At 66.6% G+C, this 13,169-nt stretch carries 12 protein-coding genes; 4 read left to right on the top strand and 8 right to left on the bottom strand.

The annotated features are described in order from the left end of the window. Window positions 1-240: 240 nt before the first annotated feature. From B1964_RS12390 to B1964_RS12375, 4 genes are all read right to left on the bottom strand, one after another. On the bottom strand, window positions 241-1,647 hold the full coding sequence (locus tag B1964_RS12390; RefSeq protein ID WP_079929959.1) for a cytosine permease: 1,407 nt from the start codon (window positions 1,645-1,647) through the stop codon (window positions 241-243). 91 nt (window positions 1,648-1,738) lie between these two features. After that, the gene (locus tag B1964_RS12385) at window positions 1,739-2,368 is read right to left on the bottom strand and encodes an LUD domain-containing protein (protein WP_079929958.1); all 630 of its coding nucleotides are present in this window, start codon (window positions 2,366-2,368) and stop codon (window positions 1,739-1,741) included. Then, window positions 2,365-3,915: a LutB/LldF family L-lactate oxidation iron-sulfur protein gene (locus B1964_RS12380; protein WP_079929957.1), complete on the bottom strand. Its 1,551-nt coding sequence runs from the start codon at window positions 3,913-3,915 to the stop codon at window positions 2,365-2,367. The genes B1964_RS12385 and B1964_RS12380 overlap by 4 nt, the downstream gene beginning before the upstream one ends. Further along, window positions 3,912-4,652 (bottom strand): (Fe-S)-binding protein, encoded by a 741-nt coding sequence (locus B1964_RS12375; RefSeq protein ID WP_079929956.1) that lies wholly within the window; start codon window positions 4,650-4,652, stop codon window positions 3,912-3,914. The genes B1964_RS12380 and B1964_RS12375 overlap by 4 nt, the downstream gene beginning before the upstream one ends. A gap of 204 nt (window positions 4,653-4,856) precedes the next feature. On the opposite strand from B1964_RS12375, the gene B1964_RS12370 reads away from it, so the two are divergent. The 3 genes from B1964_RS12370 (at window position 4,857) to B1964_RS12360 (ending at window position 8,417) form a co-directional block, all read left to right on the top strand. Then, entirely contained in the window at window positions 4,857-5,627 is a 771-nt protein-coding gene (locus B1964_RS12370) for a FadR/GntR family transcriptional regulator (protein WP_079929955.1), read from the top strand. 82 nt (window positions 5,628-5,709) lie between these two features. Then, entirely contained in the window at window positions 5,710-6,348 is a 639-nt protein-coding gene (locus tag B1964_RS12365; RefSeq protein ID WP_006371620.1) for a TetR/AcrR family transcriptional regulator, read from the top strand. Then, window positions 6,345-8,417, top strand: a complete 2,073-nt coding sequence (locus tag B1964_RS12360) for a neutral/alkaline non-lysosomal ceramidase N-terminal domain-containing protein (RefSeq protein ID WP_079929954.1) — start codon at window positions 6,345-6,347, stop codon at window positions 8,415-8,417. The genes B1964_RS12365 and B1964_RS12360 overlap by 4 nt, the downstream gene beginning before the upstream one ends. Before the next feature lie 7 nt (window positions 8,418-8,424). On the opposite strand, the gene B1964_RS12355 is transcribed toward B1964_RS12360, so the two are convergent. Continuing rightward, window positions 8,425-10,026 (bottom strand): MFS transporter, encoded by a 1,602-nt coding sequence (locus B1964_RS12355; protein ID WP_079929953.1) that lies wholly within the window; start codon window positions 10,024-10,026, stop codon window positions 8,425-8,427. Window positions 10,027-10,250: 224 nt separating this feature from the next. Here B1964_RS12355 and B1964_RS12350 point away from each other — a divergent pair, with 224 nt between their 5' ends. Next, a complete protein-coding gene (locus B1964_RS12350) occupies window positions 10,251-10,958 on the top strand; it encodes a type 1 glutamine amidotransferase domain-containing protein (RefSeq protein WP_079929960.1) in 708 nt (235 codons plus the stop codon). Here the strand turns inward: B1964_RS12350 and B1964_RS12345 are convergent. The 3 genes from B1964_RS12345 to B1964_RS12335 are packed head-to-tail and all read right to left on the bottom strand — an operon-like array spanning window position 10,891 to window position 13,134. Then, complete coding sequence (locus tag B1964_RS12345; protein ID WP_253193975.1) at window positions 10,891-11,802, bottom strand: AraC family transcriptional regulator; 912 nt, start codon at window positions 11,800-11,802, stop codon at window positions 10,891-10,893. The two genes, B1964_RS12350 and B1964_RS12345, sit on opposite strands and share 68 nt — an antisense overlap. A 56-nt stretch (window positions 11,803-11,858) precedes the next feature. After that, window positions 11,859-12,404, bottom strand: a complete 546-nt coding sequence (locus B1964_RS12340) for a hypothetical protein (protein ID WP_079929951.1) — start codon at window positions 12,402-12,404, stop codon at window positions 11,859-11,861. Window positions 12,405-12,420: 16 nt separating this feature from the next. Beyond that, window positions 12,421-13,134, bottom strand: a complete 714-nt coding sequence (locus B1964_RS12335) for a hypothetical protein (protein ID WP_216354241.1) — start codon at window positions 13,132-13,134, stop codon at window positions 12,421-12,423. Window positions 13,135-13,169 lie beyond the last annotated feature (35 nt).

Raw genomic sequence — 13,169 nt, 5'->3', positions numbered from 1 at the left:
AACCGCACCACCGTGCCCCGGAATCCTTTCAGCACAAGGGGTCTCGAGGCTCGTCGCTGGCGCTCCTCGGCACCTCGACCATCGGGATGGGGCGGCCATCGGATGGGAAGGCCTGGAGCATTCCGCGCGGGGTGGGACGGCCACCGGGATGGGAACGGTCCCCCCGATGGTCGAGGTGCGAGCCGCGTGCGGCGAGCCTCGAGACCGCCGCAAGTAAACGCTGGAACCCTACGCCTCGTGTCAGCCGTACTGCTGCACCGACTTCTCGACCCGGGAGCGGGCCAGGAGGAGGTAGGCGATGAAGGCGATGGCGAAGCCGACGAAGGCGCCGATGTCACCGAGTTCGGGTACCGCCCGGACGACGAAGCCGACGAAGCGTTCCTGGTTGCAGAACAACAGGACCGAGGCGACGAGAGCGATGACGAATGCAGCCAGTCCACCCCAGTTGGTGTATTTGCGGTCATAGAGGAGTTCGAGTGACGGCGGCTCGCGTCGCAGCACACGGTCGGCGAAGACCACACCGAGCCAGGGACCGATCCAGTACGCGACCAGCAGCAGGAACGCCTCATAGGAGGCCGCGGCGTCGGCCAGCGCCCACCAGGCGACGAGGAACCCGACGACACCGAAGAACACCGACACCAGTGCCCGCTGCGCGCCGACCGGGAGTTTGAACCCCATTGTCACGAAAGCCATTGCGCCCGAGTACACATTGATGGCGTTGGCTGCGATCGCTCCCACCGCGATGGCCAGCAGGGTGAGGTCGGCGATGGCCGACGGGAAGTTGGCGGTGAATGCGTCCGTGGGGTTGTCCGACGTCGGCGCACCGATCGTCATCGACGCGGCGCCGACCACCATCAGCAGCGTGCACGAGAGGAACAGGCCTGCCGAGGCGAACAGTCCGGTCTGCATCTTAGACACGGTCGGCGGCAGGTAGCGGGTGTAGTCCGCGGCGTAGGGCGTCCAGCCCGCCGTGTAGCCGAACGAGGCGCCCAAGGCGAGGAGAAAGCCCCCCATCGAGAAACCACCCTCGGCCGATCCCGCCGACACGTCGGACTTGCTGAAGATGATGACCGCGCCGATGAGGAAGACGATCGCGAGGATCGGGGCCGCCAGGCGCTCGAAGCGCTGCACCAGATTGTGGCCGAAGAACGCAAATGCCGTCTGTAGCACCACGATCACGATGAGTCCGGCGAGCGGCGTGATGCCGAGCAGGGTCGCCAGGGCGAAGGCCCCGCTGACGCTGTTGGTGGCAAACCACCCGACGCCGCACATCACCGCCATGAACGTCGCCGGCAGGATGTTGCCATTGTGACCGAAGGCCAAGCGCCCCAACACCATCTGCGGTACACCGTGCAGCGGTCCCTCGGCGGAGAGCAGGAAGTGCGCGACCGCACCGAGCAGGTTGCCGAGCACCACGGCGCCGACGGCCTGCCAGAATGACAGCCCGAAGTAGGCGACCGAGATGACGCCGACGAAGATCGTGGCGAACTCCAGGTTCGGCGCCGTCCACGTCCAGAACAGGCCGCGGGGTTTGCCGTGCCGGGCCTCGAGAGGAATCGGCTCGTTGCCGCCGGGTTCGACGGCGAGAACCTTGCCGCCGTACTCGACGGCTGCCGGATCGGCGGAAATATCGGGTGTAGCTGTCATGGCGATACTGTGCTGCGTCCACCTCCACCCGGCAACCGACGATCTGTCAGTTGATCGCTGCCCACGGCGGGACAATCCGCCCACCCCGCTCTCAGCCCACGATCACCACGTGCAAGGTGCGCGGACCGTGCACGCCTTCAACACGGTCGAGTTCGATGTCGCTGGTGGCGCTGGGCCCGCTGATCCAGGTTTGCGGGCGTGCGGCAGCACCGTCGGCGATCAGCCGAGCGACGGCCTCGGGGACGTCGCTGACGATCTGTGCGGCGTCGACGATGCAGAGGTGGACGTCGGGCACCAGCGACAACGCACGCCGACCCTGCCCGGCGCCGTGGTCCAACACGATGGGGCCGGTGTTGGCGATCCCGACGGCGGCCGTGGTCACCACCGCACCGACCCGGTCGAGCTGCGTCGGGGAGAGTGTCTCGTCATCGATCCAGTTCTCCTCGACGCCCAGTAGCGAGCGCAACGCCGGGTCGGCGAGCACCGGCCCGTCGACGTCGGCCAGCGCCGCAGAGATCCGTTGTGCCAGGTCGTGTTCTCTGACGCGTTCGACGACGGCACGGTAGTCGGCCACGCGCTCGGCGAATCGTTCGACGGTGTCGAGATCACCGGTCGGCACCGCTTGTCCGTAGTCCCAGTCGATGTCGCTTTCACGTGTGGCGTCGTCGACGTCGGAGATCGCGGCTCGCACACGGGTCAGGACCTCCTCGCGGGCGCTCATCGGTCCTCCTCCCCGGCCGCACGGTTCCCGCGTTCGCGTTTCCACCAGTCGCGAAACGATTCCGCGGGCGGCACCGGGACGTCACGGGCCGAGCTCCACGCCGACAACGGCCACGGCAGGGCACCGATCGTCGTGCGCTTGCCGAAGAACCGGTGACTGGTGGTGGCCGCCTTCTGCGCTGCCTCGAGGCGACGGTGGTCGGCGAACATCCACGCACCGGCCTTCATCGCGGCGGCCTCACCGCTCGGCAGACAACCGCGCTTCTCATCGACGACTCGGGTTCGTAAGTGCACCAATATGTCCGGGATGTTGATACGCACGGGACACACATCGAAGCATGCCCCGCACAAACTGGAGGCGAACGGCAGCGACTTGTCGCCCGCCGACGATGTACCCCGTAGCTGCGGGGTGAGGATCGCGCCGATCGGCCCGGGATAGACCGAACCGTAGGCGTGTCCGCCGGCGCGCTCGTATACCGGACACACATTCAGACACGCCGAACATCGGATGCAGCGCAACGCATCTCGGCCGACCTCGTCGGCGAGCACGTCGGTGCGATGGTTGTCCAGCAAGACGATATGCACGTTCTGGGGTCCGTCGCCGGGGGTGACGCCGGTCCAGATCGAGGTGTACGGGTTCTCGCGCTCCCCGGTACTCGACCGCGGTAGCACCTGCAGGAAGACCTCGAGGTCGGACCAGGTGGGCAGGATCTTCTCGATCCCGACCACCGAGATCAGCGTTTCCGGCAGGGTCAGGCACATGCGGCCGTTGCCCTCGGATTCGACGACGACGAGACTGCCGGTGTCGGCGACCGCGAAGTTCGCGCCGCTGATGCCGACCTTGGCGCGTAAGAACTTCTCGCGCAGGTGAAGTCGTGCGGCCTCGGCGAGCCGCTTGGGATCGTCGGTGAGATCGTCGGGTGCCGGGCGGCCGACCTCTTTCATCCGTCGCCGGAAGATCTCGCGGACCTCGCTGCGATTGCGGTGGATGGCCGGCACGAGGATGTGACTGGGCCAGTCGTCGCCGAGTTGGACGATGAGTTCGGCGAGATCGGTCTCCCAGGCGTCGATGCCCGCCTCCTGCAGGGCTTCGTTGAGTTCGATCTCCTGGGTGGCCATCGATTTGACCTTGACCACCTCGTCGGCTCCGGTCTGACGAACCAGGTCGACGACGATCCGGTTGGCCTCCTGCGCATCCCGGGCCCAGTGCACCACGGCCCCGGCGGCACTCGCCTTCTCCTCGAACTCGATCAGATAGCGGTCGAGGTTGCGCAGGGTACGGTTCTTGATCTGTTCGGCGGCGACGCGCAACTGCTCCCAGTTGTCGAGTTCGCCGACCACCCCGGCCCGCTTCGTGCGGATGATCCCGGTGGCGTGGGCGAGGTTTCGACGTTGAGTGGTGTTGGCCAGCTCGGTCCTGGCGGCCTCGGGGAACTTCGGCATTCCGACGAAGGTCGAGGTGACCCCGACGTGCGGATGGCCGGAGCCCAACGCCAGTGACGGTGCCATCGTGGGCATCTCGTGCACCGGGTCGCGAGAGGTGGTCATGCCGACTCCTTCTCGGTGGAGGCGAGGATCTCGGCGAGGTGCATCATCCGCACCCCGGCGCGTTCCCGGTTGAGTAGTCCGCCGATGTGGGCGAGGCAGGAATTGTCTCCCGCCACCAGCACTTCGGCGTCGGTCTCCTTGACATGTGCGGACTTGTCGGAGCCCATCGCCACCGAGGTGTCGGCGTTCTTCATCGCGAAGGTGCCACCGAATCCGCAACATTGGTCGGCGGCAGGCAGTTCCACGAGGTCGATGCCCTTGACCGCCCGGAGCAGTTGCAGCGGTTTGTCGCCGACGCGCAGCATGCGCAGCGAATGACAGGTGGGGTGATAGGTGACCCGGTGCGGGAAGTACGCGCCGACGTCGGTGACACCGAGGACGTCGACGAGGAATTCGCTGAGTTCGTACACCTTCGGTGTGTAGGCAGCCACCGCGTCCTGCAACCCGTGATCGCCCGAGCGAGCCGCCAGCCCCGGATGCTGGTGGCGCAAAGAGCCGATGCAGGAGGCCGAGGGGGCGACGACCGCGTCGTACCCACCGAAGACGTCGGCGAACTGTCGCACACCGGGGATCGCCTCGTCGGCATAGCCGGTGTTGGTGAACATCTGGCCGCAGCAGGTCTGCTCGACGGGGAACTCGACCTCGACGCCGAGTCGCTCGAGGAGCAGCACGGTCGCCCGGGGCGTACCGGGCCACATCGTGTCGTTGAAGCAGGTGGCGAACAGGGCGACCGTCATCACGGGTGCCCCGACCGAACGATCGATGGCCGGGCGAGCTGATCGGGGATGCGCATACGGACTCCGCGGGAGATGGCTGGGCTGTGAGCTGGAAAGACCTGTGGTCTGACCACACGATTCACGGTAAGGTGATCCCGTCGCGCCTGTCAACAGAGCGACCCGGATCGACGCGGGGCCACCGACTCCGCACGGAAGGTGGTTCCCATGACGATCGGCCGGTCATCTGCGACGGCGTCCGCGCCCAGCCCGAACTGGCAACCGGTGGCGCGTACCCGCACCTACGAGATGGTGATCGACGCGATCGAGGAGCAAATCCTCTCCGGAGCATTGGGTGTCGGCGATCCGCTACCACCCGAGCGCGATCTCGCCGCGCGCCTGCAGGTCAGCCGGCCCGCGGTCCGCGAGGCGTTGCGCGTCCTCGAGGCCCAGGGCGTGCTCCGATCGGCGGTCGGCAGCGGTTCCGGCGCCGGCACCTTCGTCGCCGCGATGCCCGCCGAGGCCCTGACCCACTTTCTGCGCCTGCACATCGCGCTGTCGAACTTCGCGTTCGCCGACGTCGTCGACGCGCGGGTGACCCTGGAGTCCTCGAGCGTCGAATTGGCAGCGCGGGCACACGATCCCGCACGCCTTGCACCGGTCCACGAGGCGATGGCCGCGATGGAGGCCGCCGTCGACGATCGAGCCGCCTTCAACGAAGCCGATATCGCCTTTCACACCGCCATCGCCGAGGCCGGCGGCAATCGGCTCGTCACCGCGATGACGGTCGCCATTCGCAATGCCCAGCGTCGCGCGATCCTCGCTGCCTTCACCGACGTCGAGGACTGGTCCGCACTCCGCGCGGCATTGATGACCGAGCATCGCGAGATCCTCGACGCCATCAGCGCAGGCGACGCCGGTCGCGCGTCCCGACTCGCCGCCCGCCACATCCGCAACGCCTATGACAGTCTGCCCACCCTGCACGACCACACGATCTGACGAATTCCTGCAATCCGCGCGACAGATCACCCCCCGTGATGCATAGTTGACCGAACGATCAACTGACCCGGGGGGATTCTCGATGCGCCGAATGACGTTCGACGAGCGACGTGCGGAGCTGATCGACGCCGCAATCCGGGTCATCGCGCGCGACGGACTCGCCGCGGCGACCACCCGGGCGATCGTCGGCGAGGCCGGCATGCCGCAGGGCGCACTGTTCTACATCTTCTCCTCACGCGAGGCACTGATCAGCGCCGTGATCGAGGAGATCACCAGCGCCGAACGGCTCGGCGCGCTGCTCAGCGTGGAACTCACCGACCCCGGTACCGGACTCACCGAGGTGCTGACCGCGGCGATGGACGCCTATCTGCGCCTCCTGGAGAGCGATCCGAGGCGAGAGATCGCCTTGCTGGAGGTCGCCACTCACGCGATGCGCCACGATCCGGAAGCCGGGCGTCGCCAGTGGGAGGTCTATCGGTCGGCGGTTGCCGACGCCCTGCGCTTCATCGCCGACACGATGTCACTGCGGTGGACGATGCCGACCGACGAACTCGCCCACATCGTCACCTCGTCGCTCGACGGGTTGACGCTGTCGTGGCTGACCGATCATGACAGCGACGCCGCGCGGCGCCATATCGCCGTGTTGGCCACCACTTTTGCCGCAATGGCGGCACCCGCCGACGATGCGGGCAGGACCGGTTCGGAGGGGCGACAACGATGACGGACACCGCGAGAGCAGCCGGGGTCAGCCGGCGAGGGTTACTGGCCGGAGCGGCGGCCGGGGCCACAGCACTCGGCTTGGCCGGTGTCGCCGGTACCCCCGGTCCAGCACAGGCGGCACCATCGGGCGGCTATCTCGTCGGCGCCGGACGCGGTGACATCACCGGAGCCATTGCCGGACAAGGCATGATGGGCTACTCCGATCTCTCGCAGGTGGCCACCGGCCTCCTGCAACGCGTGTGGGCGCGTGCCTACATCATCGCCGACGCCGCCACCGGTACCCGGATCGTCTTCGTCAACGCCGATCTCGCGTGCATCTTCGAATCCCACCGCATCGGTGTGATGAAGGCGCTGGCACAACGCTTCGGCAACGCCTACACCAACGAGAACGTCAACATCAACGCCACGCACAATCACAACTCGTGCGGCGGTACCGCCTGGGATTATGCGTATGTCCTTGCCGCACTCGGGCATCGGGAGAACTCGTATCGCGCCGAGGTCGACGGAATCGTCGAGGCCATCGTCGCCGCGCACAACAGTCTCGCTCCGGGAACTCTCGAGCTCGGCCACAGCGAGCTGCACGACGCAAGTGCCAACCGGTCCGTGCAGGCGTTCGTCCGCAATCCGACAGCCGACCAGAAGCACTTCCCCGAACACATCGACCCGCAGGTCACCGCGTTGCGACTGCGCCAGGGCGGCACCGTGATCGGCGAGATCACCTGGTTCGCCACGCACGGCACCTCGCTCACCGACGCCAACACCCTGATCTCCAGTGACAACAAGGGCTACGCCTCCTATCTGGCCGAGAGCGCGAATCCCGGCGTGGTGGCGGCATTCCCGCAGACCAACGCCGGCGACATGACACCGAACCTGTGGCTGCGCAAGATGCACCCCGGCGGACCCACCGCCGACCACCGCACCAACCGGGTGATGATCGGCGACCGCCAATATCGCGCCGCGCAACGTGCTTTCGCCGCAGCACGGCCGTTGACCGGCGCCATCAGCTACGCTTATCGCTTCCTCGATCTCTCCGACATCCGGATCGACGGCCACTACACCCCGGACGGAAAACCCACGCGCACCACCCCGGCGATCATGGGTGCGGCCGCCGCGGCCACCAGCACCGAGGACAACACGCGGAGCCAGCTGAGTTTTCTCCAGGAGGGTGTGACGCTGCCGTTCGCGCAGGCCCTCGGCGTCGACACCAGCGCGACGCCGCCGGACTGGGCGGTCGCGATCCAGGCACCGAAGTTCGACCTGTTCCCACTCGGCTACCTTCCCCCGCGACCCTGGGTACAGCAGGTGCTGCCGATCCAGCTGATCCGGATCGGTGACCTCGTCCTGGCTTGCGGGCCTGCCGAATTCACCATCGTCGCCGGGTTGCGCATCCGGCGGATCGTTGCCGACGCACTGCGCGTGCCACTGGAGAACGTGCTGATGCAGGGTTACGCCAACGGCTACAGCCAGTACGTGACGACGCCGGAGGAGTTCCTGTCGCAACAGTACGAGGGCGGCGAGACACTGTTCGGGCGCTACACGTTGTGCGCCTACATGCAGGAGTTCGACCGGTTGGCCCGCACGATGGCCGCGGGAAGGCGCGGCGATCTCGGACCGACACCCGCCGACACCAGCGGGCTGCAGCCGAATCTCCTCGCGCCGGTCCCCGCCGACAGTCCGGTCCGCGACACCACCTTCGGCGCGGTCGTCGCCACGCCCAAAGCCACCTACGTTGCCGGACAATCGGTCTCGGTGGCGTTCTCCGGAGCACATCCGAGCAATCGTGTGCGACGTGTGCCCCCCGACGGGTCCCGGCCCACCGACGGCTACTACGTGATCGAGCGTTTCGACGGGGGACGCTGGATCACCGCGGAGGACGACACCGGGGCGGCAAGCGAACTCGACTGGAAGCGCCCCGACGGTCAGGATTCGGCATCGATCGTGACCATCACGTGGCGAATCCCGCAGGGCGCAGCCGGTCGTCATCGCATCCGGTATTTCGGTGACGTCAAGTCGTCGACCGGTCGCCTGCGCCCGATCGTCGGTGTCAGCCCGTCGTTCGAGGTGACCTGAGCACCGCTCAGGTGTCGTCGGAGGCCGATACTCCGCGTTCGGTGGCGTAGCGGCGCATCGCTTCTCGTTCCTTTGCCGCCTTCGGATAGCACACGGCCACCAGCAGGGCGCCGCATCCGACGATGACGATGGCCGCCGCGTTCGCCCGGGCGTCACCGTGCACGAAGGCGTCGCGCGCGGCGGTGATGATCTCGTGCGAATACTGCGGATAGCGTTGTGCCAGATCCGCGGCGCTGGCAAATGATTTGGTGAGCACCGCCTGGGTCTCGCTGCTGACGTGGTCGGCGTCGGGTGAGGCGGAGATCGCCGCCGTCAACGTCTTGGCGTACCCGGCGGTGAGGATCGCCCCGAGCACCGACTGCATGATCGCGCCACCGAGATCGCGCTGCAGATCCGAGGTGCTCGATGCCATTCCGGCGCGTGAGACCGGCACCGAGCCGGTCAACGAATGCGACGCCGGGGTACCGGCGAATCCGACGCCCGCGCCGATCAGGATGTAGGTACCGATCACCGACCAGATGGGCGCGGTGTCGTGCCACATGATCAGCGCCAGTGCCAGGCCGAGAATGATGAACAGGTACCCGATGAGCAGGGTGTAGCGAGATCCGATGGACTCCACGAGTTTCGCCGACTGCGGTGCGACCACCACCATCGCCGCGGCGGCGGGCAGGGCCATCGCACCCGAGGCGAGAGTGGAGTAGCCGAGCACGTTCTGCAGATACTGCTGACCGACGAACATCGCGCCCATCAGGGTGCCGAAGATGACGATGCCGCCGACCGCCGCCACCCAGAACGTCGGCCGAGATGCGATCCGGAAGTCGTAGAGCGGCACCCTGATCCGAAGTTGGCGCCACACGAACACGACGATCGAGACCATCGCGATCGCCGCGAGCACCCACACCGCGGTCCGCATGTTGCTCAGCGGGGCGAAGTTGATCGCCAGCACGGTGGCACCCACCAGCACGATCGACAGGACGCCGCCGAGGTTGTCGACGGCGACGGCGGTGTCGCCGCGGTCGGGAGGCACCAGGAACCACGCGCCGGCCAGCGCGAGCACGGCGAGCGGTAGCGTCACCAAAAAGACCGATTGCCAGGCGAATTGCTCCAGCAACGCCCCCGACACGACGGGTCCGGTCGCCGAGATCGCCGCGCCGATCGCCGACCACGCCGCGATCGCGCCGGTGCGGCGGGCACCGGTCCACAGGGCCGTGATGATCGCCAGGGTCGTCGGATAAGCCAGACCGGCCGAGATCCCGCCGAGGACGCGTGCGGCGAACAAGACGTTCGGGCCCACCGCGAAACCGGCGATCAGCGACGCCGGCAACGTCAACAACATGCCGGCGATGAGCAACCGTCGTCGGCCGAAACGATCGCCCAGCACACCGAAGTACAGCACCGAGGCCGCCAGTCCCAGCGAGTAGCCGACGGCGATCAAATTCAGCTGCGTCGAACTGGCGTCGAGGGCCTTGCCGATATCGGGGAGTGCGACATTGGCCACGGACAGATTGATGTTGGCGACACCGGCCACCAGGATCAGCGCCCCGAGTACCAGGGCCGCCCGTGGTGGACTCGTCCCCTGATCACTGTCCACCGCGCCGATCGTGGTCACGGGTCGAGCCTACGGCCGGGTGCCGCCGGATTCACGGCATTCCCCTGATCCGCCGCCCGATCGCGGCTCGGGCGAGTCACCGTCACCGTCACCGTCACCGTCACCGATGAACGGAATCCTGCATGATGATGCCCCACTCCTGCCAAGAATCCACTCGGCCATTGATCGGGGCCGACGCGAGCGGTTGATTAAGTAGTGGCCCAGCCCAAGTGAAAGGAACGGACTTGCCTTCTGTCTTGATCGCGGTAACCGGTGTCGACTATTGGACCCTCGCCGACGGCACTACACATCCGTGCGGTTACTGGCCAGAGGAACTGGCGACTCCGCACCGCGTCTTCGGCGACGCCGACATCCAGATCACCATCGCGACACCCGGTGGAGTCGCGCCCACCGACGACAAGGCCGGATACACGCCGGAAATGAACGGCGGCAGTGTCGAGGCAGGCCAGCGCATCCGCGACTACATCGACTCCATCTCCGACGAACTCACCGGTGCGTCGGTGCTCGAGTCCGTCGACCCCACGGATTTCGACGTCCTGTTCATTCCGGGCGGCCACGGCCCCATGGAGGATCTCGCGTCCGCGGAGTGGTTCGGCAAGCTCGTCGGAGCGTTTTACGCTGACGACCGGCCCGTCGCCGCGGTGTGCCACGGCCCCGCCGCCCTGCTCCCCGCACGCCGGGAAGACGGCACGTGGCTTTTCGCCGGTCGCAGATTGACGGGGTTCACCAATGTCGAGGAGCAGCAGGTGGGTTACGCCGACAAGGCCACGTGGCTATTGGAGGACCGACTCAAGAGTGAAGGCGGGCTGTTCGAATCGTCCGCATCGGCGTGGCAGGAACATGTGGTTTCCGACGGCGGGCTGTTCACCGGGCAGAATCCCGCGTCATCGGGTCCGCTCGCCGAACTGCTGGTTCGCACGATCCGAAGTTGAGGCCCGACCCGGTCTTTCGAAAATCGCCGGGCGACACTCCGTACCGGCGTTTGAACTCGGCCGCGAAGTGCGACACCGAGGTATATCCGACCGCACGCGCGGCGTCGGATACTGCGCCATCGTTCTGGGACAACAGGATTCGTGCCTGATCCAGACGCATGTCCTTGACGAATCGATAGGGACTGACCCCCGTCTGCGCACGGAACGTGTGGGCGAACCCGGACGGGCTCATCGATACCTGCGCGGCGAGTTGACTCACCGATATCACGGAGGTGAGGTGCGCGCGTGCGTAGGCGATCACCGGAGCCATCAGCGCCACGTCCGACGTGGACCCGAGCACACGTGCAGACTGCGGCTGTTGCAGTAGTCGATACACGATCTCGCGCTGGTACAGGGGACCGAGCACACGCCGGTCGCCGTCATCGGTGAGTGCTTTGACGAACCGCGAGACAGCCGCAGCCAGATGTGCCGTCATCGAAGACCCCCACACTCCCGAGACGGGCAGCACCACCGCTGCCCCGGGCGTGGCCGATGACTCCGATCCCATATCCGCGCTCACGTCGCTCACCAGTGCCGAGCCGAGCCGGAGAACGAATCCCAAAAGCACCCCTTCAGTCGATGTATCATCGACTGTCGCAGTATATTCAGCTCCGGCTCGGACCACGACGTAGTGCGAGGGGTCGGCGCCGAAGCCTTGTCCGGCGACGTCGATGGTGACGCGACCGCGAACGACACAGCAGAGCGAGGGTGAGCTCACCACACCGCGCCACGCGTGGGGAGTGCTGCAACGATACACGCGAAGACCCGGCCATACCGGCGTGCCCGAGTCGTCGGGCGATTGCATCTCGAGATGCTCGACGACGTCGGCCACGGTACCGGTGGGCCGGGTTCCGCGTGTACTCACTTGGGGAACTTGGGAAGCAGCAAGGCGATGCGCAACTTGGAATCGATGATGGTGCTCAGTTCCTGTGTGCGATCGAGTAGCGTCCCGAGGTTCTGCACCCGGGTGTTGGCACCAACCAGCGTCGTGTTGATCTCGCCGACCTGACCGGTGGCCCCGGATGCCGACGAGGTCGCCTCCCCGGCCGACCCGATGATGCTCACCAGCGACGGATCAGCCTTCTCCAGTGCGGTTCCGAGTGATTGGAGGTCGGTGGCCAGCGTGGCCAGGGTGCCGTTGGCCTGGTTGAGAGAGTCGATCACGCCGAACACTTGCGGCAGTCCCTGATTGATCGCGTCGTCGGCCGGCGGGAGTTGCGCCGAGCCGTCGTTGGCCCTATCAGTCGTGTGGTCCACCTTGTTCGCCTGCACCACACCATCTTTGAAGATGTCGTTGGAGATACTGAGGTCTCGCGTCACGATGAGGATGCCGATGAGGGTCGCAAGCGTGAGCGCAATGGCGATTGCCCAGCTCACGGACAATCGTCTTCCTGACGTCGTGGTCATGATCTCTCCTTACTACTCAACGGCCCGGCGTGGCGGGCGCCGTTGACGGATGTGGCGAGGTCGAGGGCGTCGATGACTCGTTGCGCAGGGTCGGTTGCCCCGGATCTTGAGGTGCGGGCGTCTGCGGGCCGTTGACTGCCGGACCCAGGAGCGCCAGCAACGGGCCCAGCTCGCGAACGTGCGCGGCCTCTTCCTCGATGTAGGACAAGGTCTGCGCGATCGAATGCGCGCGCGGGCCGAGCGTTGCCAGACTCGACCCGACAGTCTGGAGTCCGCCGTTGACTGCTGCCAACTGATTGGTCACCGCCTGGATGGCGCCGGCGAGCGTCAACACGGTCGGTGCGGCGGTATCGGAACGGACGGGGATGGTCTGGATCTTCTCCGGCAGCCCGCCCGCGATTCCGATGACGCCTGACGTCGATTCGTTGACGGTGCCGGCCAGGCCGGTCAACCGGCCCGCGGCATCGGTCAGTTTGGCCAGATCCGTGGCGACCGTCTCGAGGACCTGAATCGATTGGGACAGCTCTTGGTGCTTGGGGTCCAGGCGTGCGGTGATGACGTCGAACTGGTAGGCCGAATAGATGATCTGGTTGCTCAGATCAGACGGTCGGCCCAACGGGTCCTTCAGATCGGTGCCCGTCGGGATGAACCGGTTCACCACACACAGCACGAGAATCGGCACCAGGGCGATCACGCCCAGTGTCACGAGCCACACTCGGGTGGACACCATCAGTTACCTCCTGCGGGTTGCGGCGGGGGGCGGCC

The sequence above is a fragment of the Gordonia sp. i37 genome (genome assembly GCF_002043085.1).
GTDB lineage: Bacteria > Actinomycetota > Actinomycetes > Mycobacteriales > Mycobacteriaceae > Gordonia > Gordonia polyisoprenivorans.
Note: the sequence above shows the minus strand (reverse complement) of the source record. Positions and strands in the feature narration are given on the sequence as shown.